This is a genomic window from Marinobacter segnicrescens (assembly GCF_900111555.1).
Lineage (GTDB): Bacteria > Pseudomonadota > Gammaproteobacteria > Pseudomonadales > Oleiphilaceae > Marinobacter > Marinobacter segnicrescens.
This window is the reverse complement of the sequence record NZ_FOHZ01000003.1, coordinates 156,729-177,152: the sequence shown is the minus strand read 5'-3', so window position 1 is coordinate 177,152 and position 20,424 is coordinate 156,729. Positions and strand designations below refer to the sequence as shown.

Here is a 20,424-nt window from a genome sequence, read left to right as displayed (position 1 = left end):
CTGTCTGAAGAGACAGGAGAAAGACTGATTGTTTGAGCGTCCTGATGTCGGTGAACGAGCCGTGCTTGTTCATATCGAATTCAGCTCCCATGGCAGTGCCATGGAAGACCTTGGCGAATTCCGGGAACTGGTAACGTCCGCAGGCGTTGAGCCGGTGGCGGAAGTCACGGGGTCCCGCAACCAGCCCAGCCCGAGGCTGTTCGTGGGCGAAGGCAAGCTGGAAGAAATCCGTGATATGGCGGCCGCGTGCGAGGCTGACGTGGTGCTGTTCAACCACGCCCTTAGCCCCAGCCAGGAGCGGAATATTGAACGGGAACTGAAGTGCCGGGTGCTTGACCGTACCGGTGTTATCCTCGATATCTTTGCCCAGCGGGCCCGAACCCATGAGGGCAAGTTGCAGGTGGAACTTGCCCAGTTGGAGCACATGTCTACCCGTCTCGTGCGGGGCTGGACCCACCTGGAGCGCCAGAAAGGCGGTATCGGCCTGCGCGGCCCGGGGGAAACCCAGCTGGAGACTGATCGGCGACTGCTGAGAGAACGCATCAAGGCGATTCACAAGCGTCTGGAGAAGGTGCGCCGGCAGCGGGACCAGGGTCGCCGTGCCCGAAAAAAGGCAGATATTCCTACTGTCTCCCTGGTGGGCTATACCAATGCCGGCAAGTCTACCCTGTTCAATCGTATCACTGAGTCCGGCGTCTACGCGGCCGACCAGCTGTTCGCCACCCTGGACCCGACATTGCGACGGCTGGAACTTCCCGACATCGGACCTGTCGTTATTGCGGATACAGTGGGATTTATCCGCCACCTTCCCCACAAGCTTGTGGAAGCTTTCCGGGCAACCCTGGAAGAAACCGTCCAGGCATCATTATTGTTGCACGTCGTGGACTGTCACGATGAGCGCCGGGAAGAGAACATGGAGCAGGTGGAAAACGTGCTCCACGAGATTGGCGCTGACGAAGTTCCGTTCCTCCAAGTGTTCAACAAGATAGACCTGCTTGAAGACTTTACGCCGAGGGTCGAGCGTAATGAAAGTGGTGACCCTGTGCGGGTGTGGGTATCTGCCCAGACCGGGCAGGGCATGGAGTTACTCTTTGACGCGATTGTTGAGCGCCTTGCGGAAGACCTGCTCCACCAGCGAGTGGTACTGGGGCCAGCTGATGGCAAGCTCCGGGCCTTGCTTCATGAGGCGGGCTCGGTGCTCAGGGAGGATTACCTGGAAAACGGTGACGTGGCGGTGGAGATCCGCCTGCAGAGCCGTGACTGGTTCCAGTTGCTCAGTCGCGCTGGCCTGTCGACGGATCAGGTGCGGGTCGAAGCACCCTGATCACAGGATTCGGGCCTGTTGCCTGTGAAAACACTGCTGGCTATTGCCGGGGCACGTATAAATCCCTAGTATTTGCAGCCATTCGTAACGCTTTAAACGCATAGACGGAGAGACCTATGGCCTGGAATGAACCGGGTGGAAATCGCAACGACAACGACCCCTGGGGCACCGGTGGTGGTCGTCGTGGCGGCAACGATCAGGGGCCCCCTGACCTGGATGAGGCCCTGAAAAAGGGGCTGGACAAGCTCAACCGCATGCTGGGCGGCAAGGGTGGTAATCGCTCCGGTGGTTCCGGCGGGTCCGGCGGCAAGGGCGGTGGTGCTGGCCTGGGCGCCGTGTTTGCCCTGGGCGCCATCATCGTCGTGGGCTATGTCGTCTTCCAGTCGTTCTATACCGTCGACGAACAGGAGCGGGCCGTGGTCCTTCGCTTTGGTGAATACCATCGTACGGAAAATCCGGGTCTGCGCTTCAAGCTGCCGCTGGTGGAACAGGCGACCAAGGTTCGTGTCACCAACGTTCGTAACGCCGAGTCCCAGGGCCAGATGCTGACTGAGGACGAGAACATCGTTACCGTCGACCTCCAGGTTCAGTACCGGGTGTCCGATGCGAAGGCCTATGTGCTGAATGTCCGGGACTCAAACCAGGCCCTGGCTTTCGCCACCGACAGCGCGCTGCGCCACGAAGTGGGCAGCTCGGTGCTGGATGACGTGCTGACCGAGGGGCGTGCCGAGCTGGCCATCCGCGTCGAGCAGCGCCTGCAGCGCTTCCTCGTCGACTACGGTACTGGTCTGGAAATCGTCCAGGTCAACGTGGAAAGCACCCAGCCCCCTGAAGCGGTGCAGGATGCCTTCCGCGAAGTTCAGCGTGCCCGGGAAGACGAGCAGCGCTTCAAGGAAGAGGCCGAGACCTATCGTAACCGGATCGTTCCGGAAGCCCGGGGCCGTGCCCAACGGCTGATCGAGGAGGCCAACGCCTATCGCGATGAGGTCATCGAGCGCGCCCGTGGTGAAACTGCGCGCTTCACCGAGTTACTGTCGGTCTACCAGATGGCACCTGAGGTGACCCGTGAGCGGATGTATTTGCAGGCGCTCGAGAACGTCTACTCCAACACCACCAAGGTTCTGGTGGATACCGCCAGCACCGGCAACATGATGTACCTGCCGCTGGATCGCATGTTCGGCAGTCAGGGCGGTAGCTCCAGTGGTGCCAGCAACTCCGGTTCTCTGGACAGCAGCCAGCGCCAGGATGAACAAAGCATCCAGGCACTGACGGACAGGGTGATTGAAGAGCTGCGCAGCCGCCAGGAATTGAATAACAGCCGGAGGAGTCGATAATCATGGGGCCTAAAAGCATAGCGGGCCTTGCAGGTGCCCTCGTTGTCATCCTGCTGGTTCTGTCCAGCGTGTATATCATCCCGGAAACCCACCGTGGCGTGGTGCTCCGGTTCGGTGAGCTGATCGAAACCGACGTGCCTGCCGGGCTGCACTTCAAGGTGCCGGTGGTTGACCAGGTCCGGGAGTTCGACATCCGGGTGCTGACAACGGACCTGCCGGCCAAGCAGTACCTGACCATTGAGAAAAAGCCGCTGGACGTGGATTCCTACGTGGCCTGGCGGATCCAGGACGTAGACGAGTATTACCGTTCGACGGGTGGTGACGAGCTGCGTGCCCAGTCGCTGCTGCTGTCCCGTATCGACAACGGGCTGCGTGACGAGTTCGGTGTCCGTACCATGCACGAGGTGGTCTCGGGTCAGCGGGATGAGCTGATGGAAACCCTGCGGGACAGGGTTAATGAGCGGGTGCGTGAAGCTTTCGGTATTGAAGTGCTGGACATCCGGGTCAAGGCCATCGAGCTGCCTCAGTCGGTGAGTGAAAACGTCTACCGGCGCATGGCGACCGAGCGCGAGAAACTGGCGCAGGAATTCCGCTCACGGGGCCGTGAGTTGGCGGAGGGTATCCGCGCCGATGCCGACCGGCAGCGAACCGTGACCCTGGCCGAAGCCTTTGCCACCGCCGAGGAAACCCGTGGTGAAGGGGATGGTCAGGCCGCCAGGATCTATGCGGACGCCTATGGCAATGATCCTGAGTTCTACCGCCTGTACCGTAGCCTTGAAGCCTACCAGAAGACGTTCTCTGGCAAGGACGACGTGATGGTCATCGACAGCGACAGTGAATTCATGCGCTACTTCAAGGACGCCAACCCGGCCGCGAACTGATCAGCCCGCACCGGTTGAATGAAACCGGACCCCTTCGGCACTGGCTGGGGCGGTCCGGTTTTTTTGTGGCCGGCAAAGGTGTAGAATCCGCCGGGTTTTGGGTAAATGTTTGCATCCGGTAATCTCGCCCCCAACTGAATTCAGCAGAAGGTAAACAGGTTATGACGGTTTCTGACCGCTGGCTGCTTCCTGACGGCGTAGAAGACATCCTGCCGCCACTGGCCGGCCAGATTGAGTCCCTGCGCCGGGAAGTCATGGACACGTGCCAGCGCTGGGGTTATCAGCTGGTGATCCCGCCACTGATCGAATACCTCGACTCCCTGTTTACCGGTACCGGCCACGACCTGGCCCTGCAGACGTTCAAGCTGACCGATCAGCTGACAGGGCGTATGATGGGGGTGCGCGCAGATATGACACCCCAGGCGGCTCGTATCGATGCCCACACCCTGCACCAGGACGGCATCACCCGTCTGTGCTACGCCGGACACGTGCTCCATGCACGCCCCCAACATATGCTGACAGGCCGAACCCCTATCCAGGCAGGCTGTGAGTTATTTGGCAGCTCCTCGGAAGAGGCCGACCTGGAAGTCATCCGGCTCATGCTGGAGTCCCTGCGTGTTGCTGGCGTTCCTGAGGTGCACCTCGACCTTGCCCACGTGGCGGTTTACCAGTCACTGATCGAAGCTGCGGATTTTGATGAGGACACCGAGGCCGCCATTTTTGACGCCATGGCGCGGAAGTCCATTCCCGAGCTTGACCAGCTGCTGGGGCAGTGTCCACCGGACACCCCGGGGGCCTATCTGCGCGCTCTCGCCAGGGTGAGTGGCGGCCTGGATGCCCTGAAAGAGGCCCGCCGGGTACTGGCAGGGGCTCCGGCCAATGTGATTGGCGCCCTGGATCAGCTCAAACGGATTGCTGAGCGGTTGCGGGAGAGCCATCCGGACCTCCGCCTCGGTTTCGACTTCTGCGAGCTGCGGGGCTACAACTATCACACCGGGCTGGTTTTCGCGGCCTACGTCCCTGGCCACGGTGATGCGGTCGGGAAGGGCGGCCGCTACGATGCCATCGGCCAGGATTTCGGTCGCGCCCGTCCAGCCACCGGTTTCAGCCTTGATGTCAGGGCCCTTGTGGCGCTCGGTCGCCGCACTGTACGCCGAAGCGCGGTCATCTGGGCGCCGGCGGACCCGGATCCGTCCCTGGATGCGGCTGTCGCAAGGCTACGTGCGACAGAAGCCGTTGTAAGGGCACTGCCGGAGGACGTCAGCGTCAACCCGGCTGAGCGGGGTTGCGACCGTGTATTGGTCAAGCGCGATGGCCAGTGGGTAGTGGAACAACTCGAGATTCAGTAGGCAGGGCCGACACCTGCCTATCTCTGCGATTCATACTGACAGTGACCGGTCTCTGACCGGGCCATATGAGAGATTGTCATGGGAAAGAACGTTGTAGTGCTGGGCACCCAGTGGGGTGATGAAGGCAAGGGCAAGATCGTTGATCTGCTGACGGACCAGGTCGCGGCGGTTGTCCGCTTCCAGGGGGGGCATAATGCGGGCCATACCCTGGTGATCGAGGGCAAGAAGACCGCCCTGCACCTGATTCCGTCCGGTATCCTGCGGGAGCATGTCCAGTGCCTTATCGGCAACGGTGTCGTGCTTTCCCCGGACGCGCTACTCAAGGAGGTTCGTGAGCTTGAAGAGCGGGGCGTAGCCGTCCGTGATCGCCTTCGCATCAGCTACGCCTGCCCGCTGATTCTTCCGACCCATGTCCGTATCGACCAGGCTCGCGAGCGTGCCCGCGGCAACGACAAGATCGGCACCACCGGTCGCGGTATCGGCCCGGCATACGAGGACAAGGTCTCCCGCCGTGGCCTGCGCCTTGGTGACCTGTGCAACCCGCAGGCCTTCGAGGCGAAACTGCGGGAAATCATGACCTATCATAACTTCGTGCTGACGGAGTACTTCCGGGAAGAGCCGGAGGACATCGACCAGGCACTGGCTACGCTGCGCCAGATGGGTGAAGAGATCCTTCCCATGGCGGCAGACGTCACCGACCTTCTGCACGACTACCGCAAGCGTGGCGAGAACATCCTGTTTGAGGGGGCTCAGGGCTCCCTGCTGGATATCGATCTTGGTACCTACCCCTATGTCACCTCCTCGAACACCACTGCAGGGGGAACAGCAACGGGCTCCGGGTTTGGCCCGCTGTTCCTGGACTACGTGCTGGGTATTACCAAGGCTTACACCACACGGGTTGGCTCAGGTCCCTTCCCCACGGAGCTGTTCGATGACATGGGCCAGCACCTGGCGATCAAGGGCAATGAAGTGGGTACCACCACGGGTCGTTCCCGTCGTTGTGGCTGGTTTGACGCGGTCGCACTGCGTCACGCGATCCAGATCAACAGCGTGTCCGGTATCTGCCTGACCAAGCTGGATGTGCTGGACGGGATGGAAACCGTAAAGGTCTGTGTAGGTTACAAGACGCCGAACGGTGAAATAGGCCGCCCACCTATCAATGTGGAAGAGTACAGCCTGATCGAGCCGGTCTATGAGGAGCTGCCCGGCTGGAGCGAGAGTACCGTCGGCCTGACCGCTATTGATCAGCTACCGGCCAACGCCCGGGCCTATATCCGGTTCCTTGAGGAGCAGATCGAGGCGCCCATTGATATCATTTCCACCGGTCCGGACCGGGTGGAAACCATCACCATGCGCCACCCCTTCGGCGCATAATAGTCAGTAACTGCCGGGCGGGGGCTTAAGCCCGATGCCTGGCAGCGCTTCCCTCCTTTACTTATCGCCCTGGCTTGCGGGCAATGACCGTTGCCCGTTTTGGCCCGGGGTAGCCTTCAATGGTGCGGCTCGGGTCCTGCGGATCCAGGAAGTGTTCCAGTGACTGGAACTGCATCCAGTCGGTGGATCGCTGCTCTTCCTTGGTCGTAACGGTCACGTCAACGACCCTGGCGTCTTCCAGGCCGGCCCTGGCCATCCACCGCAACAGGGTGGGGCACGAGGGCAGGAACCATACATTGCGCATACGGCCGTAGCGATCCTCGGGCATCAGGGCGTAGCCCTCCGGGCCGTCCACCACCAGGGTTTCCAGTACCAGCTCGCCGCCGGGCCTGAGGGTGTCTTTCAGTTCCAGTAGGTGGTCAATGGGTGAGCGCCGGTGATAGAGCACGCCCATGGAAAACGTGGTATCGAAATACTCCAGCGGTCGCGCAAGATCCTCAATGCGCAGGGGCAGGAGATCCACGGGTGCCGACGGCTGATAGCGTTTCACCGCCAGGAACTGGCACAGGAACAGCAGGCCCGGATCGATGCCAATTACCTCGCTGGCGCCCGCGCCGTACATGCGCCAGAGGTGGTAGCCAGAGCCGCAGCCTACGTCCAGGACACGGCGCCCATTGAGGTCGCTCAGTGCCGGGGCTACCCTCTCCCACTTCCAGTCCGAGCGCCATTCGGTATCCACCAGGGTTCCGAAAAAGCGGAACGGCCCCTTGCGCCATGGCATCAGGCCCCGCAGGCCCTGTTCCAGCTCTTCTGCCTCCGGGGACGACAGGGGTACAAGGCTGTCCACCGTGACTTCACTGCGGTCGCACCAGACCAGTCCGCCCGTACGCTCTGGCAGCCTGGCGAGGGCAGCCTGCCAGCGCCGCAGGTCGCCGTGGGGATTCTCTACAAAGCGTTGGTGTAGCTGGTCGCGGATCTTGTCAGCCCAGTCCTGCCAGCCCTCCTTTTCCAGTCGCAGCAGCATGTCCGACCAGGTAGTCTGCCAGTCCAGCATGGTACGTCCTCGTCCTCTTCAGTCCGGCTTGAATGCCAGCATGGATACAAAGTTGAAACACTGGTACCAGACCGTTACATCCCGGAACCCGGCCGCTTCGAGCCGTCGTGTGTGTTCGCCCAGGGTTTCCGGAATCAGCACCTGTTCCAGTGCGCTGCGCTTCTGGCTGATCTCCAGGTCTGAGTAGCCGTTGGCTCGCTTGAACTCATGGTGTAGCCGGGTCTGGGTCTCCTGTTCGCGCTCGCAGTCAAAGCGGATTTTCTCCGACAGGATCAGCACGCCGCCGGGGCGAGTTGCCTCCGCGATGCGGGTAAGCAGTTCCAGCCGTCGCCCGGGGTCCACAAACTGGAGTGTGAAATTCAGGGTACTAACCGACGCATCCACAATGTCCGTGTCCAGGATATCTTCGCAACGCAGTGTGACAGGCAGCGGATGATCGTCCAGGGCGATGTAGTGCTCGCAGCGATCGATCATCGCCGGGGAGTTGTCTACGCCCACCAGGGTACAACCGGAGGCGGGCATTCCGTGGCGCATGGCCAGGGTGGATGCGCCGAGGGAGCAGCCCAGGTCGTAGCAATGGGAGCCTGTTTGCACATATTGCTCGGTGATCACCTCGATCATCGGAATAATAGTGGTGTAGCCCGGCACAGAGCGGCGAATCATATCCGGGAACACACGGGCTACGGACTCATCAAACCGGAAATCCTGGCGGGGCTGGTCAGTGGCATAGATGGTGTCCAGGCGATGGCTCGGACCGTGTTTGCGCTGCTGGCTCATGGATGCGTGCTCCCGTTACTCGTCGGTGTTCGGCGCTCGTTGGCACCGGACGCCACGATTCTTGTAATCCACGACAATGCCCCGGTAGTCGGGGTCAGCGTCCGCCGCGATGGCCAGGTAGCCATTCTGACAGACCGCATGGAGTTCGGATGCCTTCGAGGACATACGGAAGTCCTCACCGGGCTGCACATGGATGGCCTTGAAATCGCCTACGGGAACGTGGTCCTTGTTCTCGCTGTGGGCAATTTTGCCGCTGAATTCCAGCACCAGGACAGTGGCGATGATGCTGGCAATAGCCGTCACAATCAGGCTACGGACGGTGTAGGTGGCCTCGGGTTTGCTCATGGCGTCTCCGGATCGATAACGGGGGTAAAAGCGGTTCAGTACTGACCGGGAATGTTCAGTACGGGGCCCTGCAGGGCAGCGAGCTGCTCACGCAGGGAAAGGACCTGGTCAGACCAGAACCGGGGCTGGGCAAACCAGGGGAAAAACCGGGGGAAGGCCGGGTCGTCCCAGCGCTGGGCCAGCCACGCGCAATGGGAGAGCTGCCGGAAGCAGCGCAGGGGTTCAATCAGGTAACGCTCGCGGCGATTGAAATCCCGGAACATTTCGTAGCCTTCCAGGAGTTCTCCAAACTGCTGGCTGCGCTCCTGGTCGTCGCCGTTCAGCAGTAGCCAGAGGTCCTGGATGGCCGGGCCGCTGCGGCAGTCATCCATGTCCACGAACAACAGTTGATCTTCCCGAACCAGGATATTGCCGGCGTGGCAATCGCCGTGCAGCCTCAGGTTATGCACATCCCCCGCCTGATCCACCAGTCGGGCGCACTCGTTGATCAGGTCTGGAATCAGACTGTCCCAGGCCGGGCGCAGGTCCGTGGGTATCCAGTCGTTTTCCGTCAGGTAATGGCTGAAATCGGTGATGGCAGGCAGGATCGACATGGCCGGCCGGTGACGAAAGGGCTCCCGGTCGCCAATGTTGTGGAGCTGGCCCAGCCACTGGCCCAGCCGGTAAAGGGTATCTGGTGTGCTGGTATCCGGTGCCTGTCCACCACGCTGGGGGAACAGGGCGAACAGGAAGGGACCTTCCCGCCCCAGGGTATCCCCGGATGCCAGCGGCAGTGGCGCAACGACCGGTACCCCGGCTTCGGCCAGCTCCAGGGAAAAGCTGTGCTCTTCGCGGACCTGGTCTTCACTCCAGCGGCCCGGGCGGTAGAATTTGGCAATCACCGGTGGCTGGTCATCCAGCCCTACCTGGTAGACCCGGTTCTCGTAACTGTTGAGGGCAAACAGGCGCCCGCTGACCGGGAAGCCTTCGCCTTCTACGGCATCCAGGATACGGTCCGGTGTCAGATCGTCATAGGGGTGGCTGCTGTTGCTGGCCGATTGATCGTCCGCGGACATGGGGCTCCCGATTGCGCTTGCAAGAATTGAGCTACAGTATACCGGTTCCGTTCCCCACAGTTGAGTAGTCCGGAGAGGAAGATTTTGGAAACCCTGGATATTGATACGGTCGTCATTGGTGCCGGCGTGGTGGGGCTGGCCATTGCCCGGGAGCTGGCGCAGGCAGGACAGGAGGTCATTGTACTGGAGCGGCAGGCGCACTTCGGCGAGGGTATTTCTTCCCGGAACAGTGAAGTGATCCACGCCGGGCTCTATTACCCGGCAGACTCCCTCAAGGCCAAGCTGTGCCTGCAGGGCAGGGAGCTGCTCTACGATTACTGCGCCAATCGTCCGGTGGGCTACCGGCAGACCGGCAAGTGGATCATCGCTGGTGAAACGCAGCAGGAACAGCTGGACCAGGTGCTCCGGGCCGCTTCGGCCAATGGGGTTACCCTTGAGTCCGTCGGGCCTGACCAACTGGCCCGGGCACTGCCCGACATCACCGCCTCGTCAGGTCTCTATTCTCCCCGTACCGGTATCATCAGCAGCCATGAGCTGATGGTCTCCCTGCTGGGGGAGCTGGAGGCAGCGGGCGGGCAACTGGTGTGCCAGGCGCCGGTACTTGCGGCGACCAGTGATGGTCATGGACATCACCTGGAGGTGGGTGGCGAGGCACCCTGCCGGCTCCGCTGCCGCCGGGTAGTCAATTCGGCCGGGTTGGGAGCCATCGGCCTGGCCCGGGGGTGGTCGGGCTATGATGCCGCACTGTGCCCCGAACCCTGGTATGCCCGGGGTGTGTATTTCTCCTACAGCGGTCGTCACCCGTTCAATACCCTGGTTTACCCCGTACCGGAACCCGGTGGACTGGGCGTTCACCTGACGCTGGACCTGGCTGGCCAGGCACGCTTTGGTCCGGATGTGGAGTGGGTTGCCGAGCCTGACTACACCGTAGACCCGGCCCGGAAGCAGGCCTTCGTGGACTCTGTGCGCCGGTGGTGGCCAGCATTGGAACCGGATCGCCTGCAGCCTGCCTACGCCGGGGTACGGCCAAAACTGGCGGGTCCTGATGCCGGCTTTACCGACTTCCGGATCGACGACGCCGGTGATCATGGCATCAAAGGGTTGGTGCACTTGTTTGGTATCGAGTCACCGGGCCTGACCGCCAGCCTGGCGATTGCCCGCTACGTCAGGGAACGGTTGAGCTGACCGGGTATTGCCGGCCGGGGTCCTGGCCAGGGCCCAGATTTCAATCGTTTCCGCGCCATGCTTGCGCAATAATGCCGCTAGCGCCCCGGCCGTGGCGCCAGTGGTCACCACGTCATCCACCAGTGCGACATGCCGTGGGACCTCGCCATGGACTTCAAAGAGCCCCTTAAGGTTGTTCAGTCGCTGACTCCGGCCAAGCCCGGACTGGGGGCGCGTTGATCGGGTTCGTTGTAACAACTGGTCAGACCAGGGGATGCCCGTTCCCTGACTGATCGCTTCCGCAATCTCCGCCGCCTGGTTGAAGCCCCGCTCGCGTTGTCGTTTGCGGTGCATGGGTGCAGCTATCAAAAGGTCTGGCCGGCGGCAGGGGTGTCGGGAAAGCAGGTTCCGGACCTGGACGGCCATGTCACCAAGCAGCGGGCGCGCGTACTGCCTCTGCCCCTGATACTTGTAACGGCTGATCATCCGGTCCACCGGAAACTCGTAGCGCCAGGGAATGAATGCGCGGTGGTAACCGGGTTGAAGCTTGAGGCATTCGCCGCAAGTACGTTCACGGCCGGGGCGGGCGAGCAATAAAGGCAGTCCACAACGCGTACAACAGCGGTCGTTCACGGGCAGGTCGCCGCGGCAGCCGTCACACAGGCCATTTCGGGCATCAGGTGCAAGACAGGTGACGCAGAGTTCCGGCAGCAGGGCCTTATGAAGGCGGGCGAGAACAGCTGGAACCTGGTTAACCAGAGTTGTTAATCTGGTTGACAGGGAGTTTGGGGGCTTTATCATGCGGTTTATCCGTAAACCTGAATCTCCCAAAAGTTAACAGGATAATGCCATGACCGCTACCGCCGTTCGACACGACTGGTCCCTGCAGGAAATCCGCGACCTGTTCGCTCTCCCGTTCAATGACCTGATCTTCCGGGCCCAGACTGTTCACCGGCAGTTCTTCGACCCCAATGAAGTCCAGGTCAGCACCCTGTTGTCCATCAAGACCGGGGCCTGCCCCGAGGACTGCAAGTACTGTCCGCAGAGCGGTCACTACAACACCGGGCTGGAAAAGGAAAAGCTGCTGGAAATCGAGAAAGTGGTTGCCGAAGCCCGCGCCGCGAAGGAGAAGGGTGCATCCCGCTTCTGCATGGGCGCCGCCTGGCGTAGCCCCACCCGGAAGGACATGCCCTATGTGACCGAGATGGTGCGCCAGGTGAAGTCCCTTGGCCTGGAAACCTGTATGACCCTGGGCATGCTCAACGATGAGCAGGCGGGCGAACTGGCGGAAGCGGGGCTGGACTACTACAACCACAACCTCGACACCTCAGAAAAGTTCTACAACCACATCATCACCACCCGCACCTACCAGGACCGGCTCGACACCCTGGAGCGTGTCCGCAAGGCGGGTATGAAGGTGTGCTGTGGCGGCATCATGGGTATGGGTGAAGACGCCGACGACCGCGCGGGCCTGTTGATGCAGCTGGCGAACCTGCCCCATCACCCGGAAAGCGTTCCCATCAATATGCTGGTGAAAGTCGCCGGTACGCCCATGGAGGATGTCGAGGACCTGGACCCGTTTGAGTTCGTGCGCACCATTGCAGTCGCCCGTATCCTCATGCCCCAGTCCCATGTGCGCCTGTCCGCGGGCCGTGAGGACATGAACGACCAGATGCAGTCCCTGTGCTTCCTGGCCGGGGCCAACTCCATCTTCTACGGCGAAAAACTGCTGACCACCGCCAACCCGGAAGCTGACCACGACCGGCAGCTGTTTAACCGCCTGGGTATCCGTCCGGAAGAGCGCGCAGTGAAGCACACCGAGGAAGAGCACGAGGAGGCCCTGGTGCACGCCCTGGAAGAGGAACGCAACCGGCACCTGTTCTACGATGCCGCCAAGAGCGCCTGACATGCGCGACTTCGCCGCCGAACTGCAGCAACGACACGACGCGGGTCTTTACCGGGTTCGCCGTCACATCGACGGTCCCCATCGTCCGGCTCTCAATGCCGACGGTGAGCCGGTACTGGCGTTCTGCTCCAACGACTATCTGGGCCTGGCGTCCCACCCGGAACTGGTAGCCGCAGCATCAGCCGGCCTGTCCCTGCATGGCCTGGGAGGTGCCGCCTCCCACCTCATCTGTGGCCACCACAGCGAACACCACAGACTCGAGGAGACACTGGCGGCGTTTACCCGTCGCTCGGGTGCACTGTTCTTTTCGACCGGGTACATGGCCAATGTAGGCGTCATTACCGCCCTGGCGGGAAAAGGGGACACCATCTTTTCAGATGCCCTTAACCATGCCTCGATCATCGACGGCTGCCGGCTCAGCGGCGCCCGGGTTCAGGTCTATCCCCACTGCGACATGACCACCCTTGAGTCGCAACTGGCCGAAACCGGCGGTCACAAACTGGTGGTTACCGATGGTGTCTTCAGCATGGACGGGGACGTAGCACCTCTGCGAAAGCTGGCCGCGCTCTGCCGGCAGTATGATGCCCTGCTGATTGTCGATGATGCCCATGGGTTTGGCTGTGTGGGTCCTGATGGTCGTGGCTCGGTATTGGAGGCTGGCCTGGATGAAGACGAGGTACCCCTGGTTGTGGGCACCCTCGGCAAGGCCTTCGGCACCAGCGGCGCCTTTGTTGCCGGGCCCCCGCTATTGCTCGACTACCTGGTCCAGAAAGCCCGTTCCTATATCTACACCACCGCCATGCCGCCTGCACTGGCAACGGCTTCCTGTAAGAGCGTCGAGCTGGTGGAACACGGCCAGCAACGTCGTAATCAGCTGTCCCGGCTGATTAACCGCTTCCGTGCGGAAGCAGCCGCCATGGGCTACGAACTGATGCCCTCGGCCACGCCCATCCAGCCCATCATGATCGGCAATCCCCATGAAGCCGTCCGGCTGAGCCAGTCGCTGGAGCAGCAGGGCATCCTGGTTACCGCGATACGGCCACCGACGGTACCGCAAGGGGAATCCCGGCTGCGGGTAACCTTCAGTGCAGCCCATACCGACGAACAGCTCGATCAGCTACTGGCGGCGCTGGCAGACTGCGCGCCCCAACCCATCCGTCAACAGGCCCTGGTCACCGCCTGAAAGCGCGCGGGCACACCACACTCTATAATGAGCCCCAGTTGCCATGCCCGACGTACCTGGGCCCGACTAACCCCAATCCCGGGAGGACACCACCTTGGCCCGTCGAACCTACTTTGTCACCGGAACCGACACCGAAGTCGGAAAAAGCGTCGTCTCCGCTGCCATCCTGAAAAAAGCCGCCGATCTCTCCCTGCGCACCGTCGCCATGAAACCCGTGGCGTCCGGCTGCGAACAAACCCCGGACGGCCTCAAAAACGAAGATGCCCTGTTACTCATGGAGCACATGACCGAAGTGCTTCCCTACGAACAGGTCAACCCCATCGCACTGGAACCGGCCATCGCCCCCCACGTGGCGGCCAAACAGGCCGGCCGACAACTCGCGGCACAGCGCCTGGTGGGGCTGGCCCGGGGCCTCATGATGAAACCCGCTGAGCTGATGCTCATAGAAGGCGCCGGCGGCTGGCGAGTCCCCCTTAACGAGCGCGAAACCTACTCGCGGCTGCCAATCGAACTCGGTATCGGTGTGGTCATGGTGGTTCCCCTGCGCCTGGGCTGTATCAACCACGCCCTGCTCACCGCCGAGGCCATCCGCCACGACGGCCTCACCGTCGCCGGCTGGGTCGCCAACCGGCCGGACGAAACGGTCATGAGCTGCGAGGAAGAAACCCTGGACTATTTGAAGGCGCACATGGGCGCCCCCTGCCTGGGCGTGCTTCCCTGGTTGCCAAAGCTGGATATAGGCAAACTGGCCAGTCAACTGGATATTCAGCCGTTGGTCGGGAAACCGCATCCTGTCGTTTGATCATTGTTGAACAATCGAAACCAGAGAGCCCGGGGTTGGCTGGGTGGCCGGGAGCAAGGGGTGGGAGAGGGACATTCCGGGACCTTCAAAAACAGGGACGTTTTTGAAGAGCCCCCATGGACGGGTTTACGGCGTGTCCCGGAATGTCCCTCTCCCACCCCTTGATCATGCACCATCAGCTTGCAGGCCTGGTCCTCGCCTGACCGGGCGCGGCAACATTCTGTAACCAAGTGTGTTTGAAAATTGTACACACCTGTGGCCCAATAAAGCCTGACAGAAAGTCCGGGAGGACACCCCCATGATGATCAATAACGCACTGAACATCGGTATCCAGGGCATCCAGGACGGCATGCAGGGTGTGGAAGGGGCTGCCCGCAAAATCGCCAGGGGCGGCGTCGATGGCCCCCGCGGTACCGCCGATGGCGGCAGCAACGGCATGATCGAATCCATCGTCGACCTCAAACTCTACGAACGTAGCGTCGAAGCCTCCGCCCAGGTCGTCAAGACTGCTGACGAAACCCTCGGCACACTGCTCGACATCCACGCCTGACCCCGGCCTTTCACCCGGTAACCGAACCCCCCTCCACTATGCCATGGCAATCTCCCCGGCACTGCCATCCATCAGCCCGACCACCATACCTCCGGCAACCGGTCGGGGAACCATGGCACCTGCCACCAGCTCCGACAGCCGCACGATATCCGAATCCCGAGATCCCGAAACACCCAGGGCGACAGACCAGCCCACCGAAACACGGGGCGAGCGGGGGGAACGAAACGGCAAGGCCGAGGGCGACAAACCTGGCGGTGAGCCCACCGGACGTCAGACCCTGGACGAAGCCCTGCTCAAGGAGCTTCGCGACCTCAAGGCCCGCGACCGAGAGGTCCGCGCCCACGAACAGGCCCACCAGGCCGTCGGCGGCCAGTACGCTGGTTCAGTCAGCTACACCTACCAGCGAGGCCCCGATGGTAACCAGTACGCCGTCGGTGGCGAAGTCTCCATAGACCTCAGCCCGGTAGCAGGTGATCCCCAGGCCACCATCGACAAAATGCGTCAGGTGCGCGCTGCCGCCATGGCTCCGGCCCAGCCGTCCGGCCAGGACCGGGCCGTAGCCGCCCAGGCCATGCAAATCATGCTACAGGCCCAGTCAGAATTGGCTCTCGAAGGCCAGTCTGTCTCCCCGAAAGCCACAGAAAGTGATACCGGTCCCACTGATCGTAACGTCGCCTCCAGTACCTACCGGTCCATCTCCGGTATGGGTGGCTATGACATGGCCGACCCTGGCTTTACCGCCGTCGCCTGAAACCGTTCCTGAACCAGGACGCACATCTTCCGGCTCATTCAAAACAAGACCCGCAGTGCGAACCTGGCGCCCTGCGTCATGCTGCCCATATTTTCTCAGCACCCGGTCGACAAGTTGCGTCTTTTGTCCTGTAAAACCCTTGACAAGCTGAGCGCTATAAACGTATGTTTCAAACAACCGTTTGAAGCGCCCGAACCAACCTGCTTTTGTGCCACCGGGAAAGCTTCAGACCCGGCACCGCCCGGCCTGCTCCGCTACCGTGACAGCCGGCTTAACCAGTTGGACTCCGGGCCCTGATACCCAGGGCCGGACCGAAGTGAGGTGAGTTTCATGCCCGAGTACAAAGCGCCCCTGCGTGATATCCAATTCGTAATGAACGAGCTGCTTGGCAGCGAACAGCACTACGCCGCCCTGGAAGGTGCAGAGGATGCCACTCCGGACATGGTGAACGCCATCATCCAGGAAGGTGCCAAGTTCTGTGAGCAGGTGCTGTCTCCCCTCAACCAGGTTGGTGACCGTGAAGGTTGTACCTGGAGCGAGGATGGTGTGAAGACGCCCACCGGTTTCCGCGAAGCGTATCAGCAGTACGTGGAAGGCGGCTGGCCGTCCATGACCTCTGATCCGGAATATGGCGGCCAGGGCCTGCCGGGCTCTGTCGGTCTGGTCATGAGTGAAATGGTGGGTACCGCCAACTGGTCCTGGGGCATGTACCCGGGCCTGAGCCACGGTGCCATGAACACGATCGAGGCCCACGGTACCGAAGAGCAGAAGCAGACCTACCTGACCAAGCTGATCAGCGGTGAGTGGACCGGCACCATGTGCCTGACCGAACCACACTGCGGCTCCGACCTGGGCACCCTGCGCACCAAGGCCGAGCCCAACAGCGACGGCACCTACAGCATCACCGGGACCAAGATCTTCATCTCTGCCGGTGAGCACGACATGGCCGACAACATCGTCCATATCGTACTGGCACGCCTGCCGGGGGCGCCGGAAGGCACCAAGGGTATTTCCCTGTTCATCGTACCCAAGTGCCTGCCCAACGAAGACGGCTCTGCTGGCGAGCGCAACGCGGTTTCCTGCGGCTCCATCGAGCACAAGATGGGTATCCACGGTAACGCCACCTGTGTCATGAACTTTGACGGCGCCAGGGGCTGGCTGATCGGTCCGGAGAACAAGGGCCTGAACTGCATGTTCACCTTTATGAACACCGCCCGTATTGGCACTGCGATCCAGGGTCTGGGCGCGGCCGAGCTGGGCTTCCAGGGCTCCCTGGCCTACGCCAAGGAGCGACTGGCAATGCGCTCCCTGTCCGGTCCCAAGAACCCTGACGGCCCGGCGGATCCGATCATCGTTCACCCGGATGTGCGTCGCATGCTGCTGACCCAGAAGTCCGTGGCTGAAGGCGCCCGCGCACTGATCTACCTGGCCGCTCAGCAGGCTGACATCGTGACCCGTGGCAAGACCGAGGAAGAGCGCAAGGCAGCCGACGCCATGCTGGGATTCCTGACCCCGATCGCCAAGGCCTTCCTGACCGAGATCGGTTACGAGTCCGCCAACCTGGGTATGCAGGTATTTGGTGGTCACGGCTTCATCTCAGAGTGGGGCATGGAACAGAACGTTCGTGACGCCCGCATCGGCATGATCTACGAAGGTACCACCGGCATCCAGGCGCTGGACCTGCTGGGGCGCAAGATCCTGATGAGTCAGGGCGAGGCCCTCAAGCAGTTCACCAAACTGGTCCACGTGTTCTGCAAGGAAAACGCGGACAACGAACAGCTCAAGGAATTCATTGAACCGCTCCAGCAGATCAACAAGGAGTGGGGCGAGATCACCATGAAGCTGGGCATGAGCGCCATGAAGAACCGTGAGGAAGTCGGTGCCGCTGCGGTGGACTACCTGATGTACTCCGGCTATGCCGTATTTGCCTACCTGTGGGCCCGCACGGCCAAGGTTGCGCTGGACACCATGGCCGACGGCACCAGCGAGGAGGCCTTCTACAATGCCAAGGTCCAGACCGCACGCTTCTACTTCAAGCGCCTGCTGCCGCGGACCCGTACCCACGTGGAAACCATGTTCGCGGGTGCCGATACCCTGCTGGACCTGCCGGAAGAGCACTTCGCGTTCTGAGGCATGTTATAACTACCGGCACCCTGGGTGTCGGTAGTGGCAAAACGCTGAAGATTTTGGCCTCGCGCCAGTCCAGCCCGCTCTCCCTGTGAGGCGGGCTTTTTTGCAGGCGGCGATTGGCCAATTTGGCTGGTTCAACGCGTTCGATGCGTTAAACTGTGGCACCTTGAATTCATAATAATCTGAACCCGCTTCGGTTCAGTACATACAACACCCCCTTAGTTACAGACGTGGAGAGAACCTGATGGCTGACTACAAGGCCCCGTTACAGGAAATCCGATTCGTTATGAACGACGTGTTCGACGCCCCGTCCCTGTGGGCATCCATGCCCCGGCTGGCGGAGCGCGTGGACCCGGACACGGCGGATGCCATTATTGAGGAGGCCGGCAAGGTCACCACCAACGTGATCGCTCCCCTCAACCGTGAAGGTGATGAGCAGGGTTGCCAGTGGAATGACGGCAAGGTCACAACACCGGAAGGTTTCCGTGAGGCCTACCAGACTATCGTGGACGGTGGCTGGAACGGCCTGGGTGGCAACCCGGACTTCGGCGGCATGGGTATGCCCAAGACCCTGGTGGTGCAGTTCGAAGAGATGCTGCAGGCTTCCAATATGGCCCTGGGCCTCGCGCCCATGCTGACCGCCGGCGCCTGCCTGGCCCTGGACGCGCATGGCAGCGAGGAGCTGAAGGAAAAATACCTGCCCAACCTCTATTCCGGTGTCTGGTCCGGTTCCATGGACCTGACCGAGCCTCACTGTGGCACCGACCTGGGCATCATGCGCAGCCGTGCAGTCCCTCGGGAAGACGGTAGTTACAGCCTCTCCGGTACCAAGATTTTCATTACCTGGGGTGAGCACGACATGGCGGAGAACATCATCCATTTCGTGCTGGCCAAGTTGCCGGATGCCCCCAGGGGACCCAAGGGTATTTCCCTGTTCCTGGTGCCCAAGTTCCTGGTTAACGACGACGGCTCCCTGGGCGAGCGCAACGCCTTCAGTTGCGGTTCCATTGAAAAGAAAATGGGCATCAAGGGGTCTGCTACCTGCGTCATGAACTTCGACGGAGCCCAGGGCTGGCTGGTTGGCGAGGAAAACAAGGGCCTGGCCGCCATGTTTACCATGATGAACTATGAGCGCCTGGGCGTGGGTATCCAGGGCCTGGCCGCTGCGGAAGCGTCCCTGCAGAGTGCCCGTGAGTATGCCTTTGAGCGCATCCAGAGCCGTGCCCCTACCGGCGCCCGTAATCCGGAGCAGGCTGCTGATCCGCTGGTGGTCCACCCGGATGTGCGACGCATGTTGCTGACCATGAAGGCTTATGTGGAAGGGGGGCGCGCGTTCTCCACCTACGTGGGTCAATGGCTGGATATTGCCAAGTTCTCTGACGAGGACGCAGACCGGGAACAGGCCGAGGGCCTGGTTGCCCTTCTGACACCGGTGGCGAAGGCGTTCCTGACCGACCGGGGCTTCGATATGTGCGTTGTTGGCCAGCAGGTCTTTGGTGGCCACGGTTATATCCGCGAGTGGGGCCAGGAACAACTGGTTCGCGATGCCCGTATTACCCAGATCTATGAAGGTGCCAATGGCATCCAGGCGCTGGATCTGATGGGGCGCAAGGTTGTTGGCAGCCAGGGCAAACTCTATGAGCTGTTTGCCGACGACCTGGCAGCTTTCATTGAGAAAGAGCAGGGCAACGTCGCCCTGGAGCCGTTCCTGGCGCCTTTGGCGGCTTCCCTGGAGCGTCTGTCTGACGTTACCGAGCAGGTTCTGAACCAGTCCAAGGACGACCCCAACGCTCCGGGTGCCGCCTCTGCCGACTACACCAACCTGTTCGGCCTGACGGCACTGGCCTACATGTGGGCCAAGATGGTCGTTGCGGCTGCCCCCAAAGCAGAGGGTGACAGCTCTGGCTTCTACAGTGGCAAGCTGAAAACGGCCCGGTTCTTCTATGAGCGCCTGCTGCCCCAGACGGTGTCACTGGCGGAAAGTATCCGTAGCGGTAGTCAGTCGATGATGGAGCATGCTGACAACGAGTTTTGATCCTGGTCAGATCAGGGCAAAAAATGTCACTGGAGGCCGGCTTTTGCCGGCCTCCGTGTATTGGGTGTATTGACAGCATTCGCGTAACAGGCGCATCTTTAAGCTCATCGCTACAGTCCCTTGCCAAGGAGGTAACCATGAGCATGAAAGAGGACCTGAACAAACTGTCCGAAACCCTCAAGCAATATCGGGATGAGCTTCGTGTCCAGCTGCACCTCGCTCGTCAGGACGTCCGGGACGAATGGGATGACCTCGATGAATATTGGGACAAGTTCCGGCAGAAACTGGACGATATTCGTCATGATGCAGAGGGTGTCAGCGACGAAACCCGCCAGACGGCCCACAAACTCGGTGAAGAGCTCAAATCCGGGTATGAACGGATACGTCAGCGTATAAAGTAACCGCCAGCC

At 61.3% G+C, this 20,424-nt stretch carries 19 protein-coding genes; 14 read left to right on the top strand and 5 right to left on the bottom strand.

The window, feature by feature from the left end; genetic code table 11:
* The first annotated feature begins 28 nt into the window (after positions 1–28).
* The 5 genes from hflX to BM036_RS05050 all read left to right on the top strand — a co-directional run bounded on the left by hflX (position 29) and on the right by BM036_RS05050 (position 6,262).
* Positions 29–1,324: a ribosome rescue GTPase HflX gene (hflX, locus tag BM036_RS05070; protein WP_091849151.1), complete on the top strand. Its 1,296-nt coding sequence runs from the start codon at positions 29–31 to the stop codon at positions 1,322–1,324.
* A gap of 116 nt (positions 1,325–1,440) precedes the next feature.
* Positions 1,441–2,658 carry an FtsH protease activity modulator HflK gene (gene hflK, locus BM036_RS05065; protein ID WP_091849150.1) on the top strand — a complete coding sequence of 406 codons (1,218 nt, stop codon included), beginning with the start codon at positions 1,441–1,443 and terminating at the stop codon, positions 2,656–2,658.
* A gap of 2 nt (positions 2,659–2,660) precedes the next feature.
* Positions 2,661–3,539 (top strand): protease modulator HflC, encoded by an 879-nt coding sequence (gene hflC, locus BM036_RS05060; RefSeq protein WP_091849149.1) that lies wholly within the window; start codon positions 2,661–2,663, stop codon positions 3,537–3,539.
* Positions 3,540–3,700: 161 nt separating this feature from the next.
* Positions 3,701–4,888 (top strand): ATP phosphoribosyltransferase regulatory subunit, encoded by a 1,188-nt coding sequence (locus BM036_RS05055; protein WP_091849148.1) that lies wholly within the window; start codon positions 3,701–3,703, stop codon positions 4,886–4,888.
* A gap of 78 nt (positions 4,889–4,966) precedes the next feature.
* Complete coding sequence (locus tag BM036_RS05050) at positions 4,967–6,262, top strand: adenylosuccinate synthase (protein WP_091849147.1); 1,296 nt, start codon at positions 4,967–4,969, stop codon at positions 6,260–6,262.
* Positions 6,263–6,323: 61 nt separating this feature from the next.
* On the opposite strand, the gene cmoB is transcribed toward BM036_RS05050, so the two are convergent.
* From cmoB to BM036_RS05030, 4 genes are read right to left on the bottom strand one after another with little or no spacing between them, the layout of a single operon-like run.
* Complete coding sequence (gene cmoB, locus BM036_RS05045) at positions 6,324–7,316, bottom strand: tRNA 5-methoxyuridine(34)/uridine 5-oxyacetic acid(34) synthase CmoB (protein WP_091849146.1); 993 nt, start codon at positions 7,314–7,316, stop codon at positions 6,324–6,326.
* 18 nt (positions 7,317–7,334) lie between these two features.
* The gene (gene cmoA, locus BM036_RS05040; protein WP_091849141.1) at positions 7,335–8,093 is read right to left on the bottom strand and encodes a carboxy-S-adenosyl-L-methionine synthase CmoA; all 759 of its coding nucleotides are present in this window, start codon (positions 8,091–8,093) and stop codon (positions 7,335–7,337) included.
* Positions 8,094–8,108: 15 nt separating this feature from the next.
* A complete protein-coding gene (locus BM036_RS05035; protein WP_091849140.1) occupies positions 8,109–8,438 on the bottom strand; it encodes a PA3694 family proteiin in 330 nt (109 codons plus the stop codon).
* Between the two features lie 35 nt (positions 8,439–8,473).
* Entirely contained in the window at positions 8,474–9,493 is a 1,020-nt protein-coding gene (locus tag BM036_RS05030; protein ID WP_091849139.1) for a serine/threonine protein kinase, read from the bottom strand.
* Positions 9,494–9,574: 81 nt separating this feature from the next.
* On the opposite strand from BM036_RS05030, the gene BM036_RS05025 reads away from it, so the two are divergent.
* Positions 9,575–10,678, top strand: coding sequence for an NAD(P)/FAD-dependent oxidoreductase (locus BM036_RS05025; RefSeq protein ID WP_218144776.1), 1,104 nt, complete (start codon positions 9,575–9,577; stop codon positions 10,676–10,678).
* Here BM036_RS05025 and BM036_RS05020 read toward each other — a convergent pair.
* Positions 10,619–11,458, bottom strand: a complete 840-nt coding sequence (locus BM036_RS05020) for a ComF family protein (RefSeq protein ID WP_281247010.1) — start codon at positions 11,456–11,458, stop codon at positions 10,619–10,621. The genes BM036_RS05025 and BM036_RS05020 overlap by 60 nt on opposite strands.
* 49 nt (positions 11,459–11,507) lie before the next feature.
* Here BM036_RS05020 and bioB point away from each other — a divergent pair, with 49 nt between their 5' ends.
* The 8 genes from bioB to BM036_RS04980 all read left to right on the top strand — a co-directional run bounded on the left by bioB (position 11,508) and on the right by BM036_RS04980 (position 20,415).
* The gene (bioB, locus tag BM036_RS05015) at positions 11,508–12,563 is read left to right on the top strand and encodes a biotin synthase BioB (RefSeq protein WP_091849137.1); all 1,056 of its coding nucleotides are present in this window, start codon (positions 11,508–11,510) and stop codon (positions 12,561–12,563) included.
* Between the two features lies 1 nt (position 12,564).
* Entirely contained in the window at positions 12,565–13,746 is a 1,182-nt protein-coding gene (gene bioF, locus BM036_RS05010) for an 8-amino-7-oxononanoate synthase (RefSeq protein WP_091849136.1), read from the top strand.
* A gap of 94 nt (positions 13,747–13,840) precedes the next feature.
* Entirely contained in the window at positions 13,841–14,548 is a 708-nt protein-coding gene (gene bioD, locus BM036_RS05005) for a dethiobiotin synthase (RefSeq protein WP_091849135.1), read from the top strand.
* Between the two features lie 301 nt (positions 14,549–14,849).
* Positions 14,850–15,098, top strand: coding sequence for a flagellar biosynthesis protein FlgE (locus BM036_RS05000; protein ID WP_091849355.1), 249 nt, complete (start codon positions 14,850–14,852; stop codon positions 15,096–15,098).
* Between the two features lie 112 nt (positions 15,099–15,210).
* Positions 15,211–15,849 carry a putative metalloprotease CJM1_0395 family protein gene (locus tag BM036_RS04995; RefSeq protein ID WP_245742476.1) on the top strand — a complete coding sequence of 213 codons (639 nt, stop codon included), beginning with the start codon at positions 15,211–15,213 and terminating at the stop codon, positions 15,847–15,849.
* 330 nt (positions 15,850–16,179) lie between these two features.
* Positions 16,180–17,979 (top strand): acyl-CoA dehydrogenase C-terminal domain-containing protein, encoded by a 1,800-nt coding sequence (locus BM036_RS04990; protein ID WP_091849133.1) that lies wholly within the window; start codon positions 16,180–16,182, stop codon positions 17,977–17,979.
* A gap of 244 nt (positions 17,980–18,223) precedes the next feature.
* Positions 18,224–20,014, top strand: a complete 1,791-nt coding sequence (locus BM036_RS04985; protein ID WP_091849132.1) for an acyl-CoA dehydrogenase C-terminal domain-containing protein — start codon at positions 18,224–18,226, stop codon at positions 20,012–20,014.
* Positions 20,015–20,151: 137 nt separating this feature from the next.
* Positions 20,152–20,415 carry a hypothetical protein gene (locus BM036_RS04980; RefSeq protein ID WP_091849131.1) on the top strand — a complete coding sequence of 88 codons (264 nt, stop codon included), beginning with the start codon at positions 20,152–20,154 and terminating at the stop codon, positions 20,413–20,415.
* Positions 20,416–20,424: the final 9 nt, after the last annotated feature.

Coding starts and splice junctions, on each gene's coding strand:
- BM036_RS04995 (WP_245742476.1), top strand. CDS start 15,211: ATGGCACCTGCCACCAGCTCCGACAGCCGCACGATATCCGAATCCCGA.
- cmoB (WP_091849146.1), bottom strand. CDS start 7,316: ATGCTGGACTGGCAGACTACCTGGTCGGACATGCTGCTGCGACTGGAA.
- BM036_RS05000 (WP_091849355.1), top strand. CDS start 14,850: ATGATCAATAACGCACTGAACATCGGTATCCAGGGCATCCAGGACGGC.
- BM036_RS05035 (WP_091849140.1), bottom strand. CDS start 8,438: ATGAGCAAACCCGAGGCCACCTACACCGTCCGTAGCCTGATTGTGACG.
- BM036_RS05055 (WP_091849148.1), top strand. CDS start 3,701: ATGACGGTTTCTGACCGCTGGCTGCTTCCTGACGGCGTAGAAGACATC.
- BM036_RS04985 (WP_091849132.1), top strand. CDS start 18,224: ATGGCTGACTACAAGGCCCCGTTACAGGAAATCCGATTCGTTATGAAC.
- BM036_RS05030 (WP_091849139.1), bottom strand. CDS start 9,493: ATGTCCGCGGACGATCAATCGGCCAGCAACAGCAGCCACCCCTATGAC.
- BM036_RS05020 (WP_281247010.1), bottom strand. CDS start 11,458: ATGATAAAGCCCCCAAACTCCCTGTCAACCAGATTAACAACTCTGGTT.
- hflC (WP_091849149.1), top strand. CDS start 2,661: ATGGGGCCTAAAAGCATAGCGGGCCTTGCAGGTGCCCTCGTTGTCATC.
- BM036_RS05050 (WP_091849147.1), top strand. CDS start 4,967: ATGGGAAAGAACGTTGTAGTGCTGGGCACCCAGTGGGGTGATGAAGGC.
- BM036_RS04990 (WP_091849133.1), top strand. CDS start 16,180: ATGCCCGAGTACAAAGCGCCCCTGCGTGATATCCAATTCGTAATGAAC.
- bioB (WP_091849137.1), top strand. CDS start 11,508: ATGACCGCTACCGCCGTTCGACACGACTGGTCCCTGCAGGAAATCCGC.
- hflK (WP_091849150.1), top strand. CDS start 1,441: ATGGCCTGGAATGAACCGGGTGGAAATCGCAACGACAACGACCCCTGG.
- cmoA (WP_091849141.1), bottom strand. CDS start 8,093: ATGAGCCAGCAGCGCAAACACGGTCCGAGCCATCGCCTGGACACCATC.
- bioF (WP_091849136.1), top strand. CDS start 12,565: ATGCGCGACTTCGCCGCCGAACTGCAGCAACGACACGACGCGGGTCTT.
- BM036_RS04980 (WP_091849131.1), top strand. CDS start 20,152: ATGAGCATGAAAGAGGACCTGAACAAACTGTCCGAAACCCTCAAGCAA.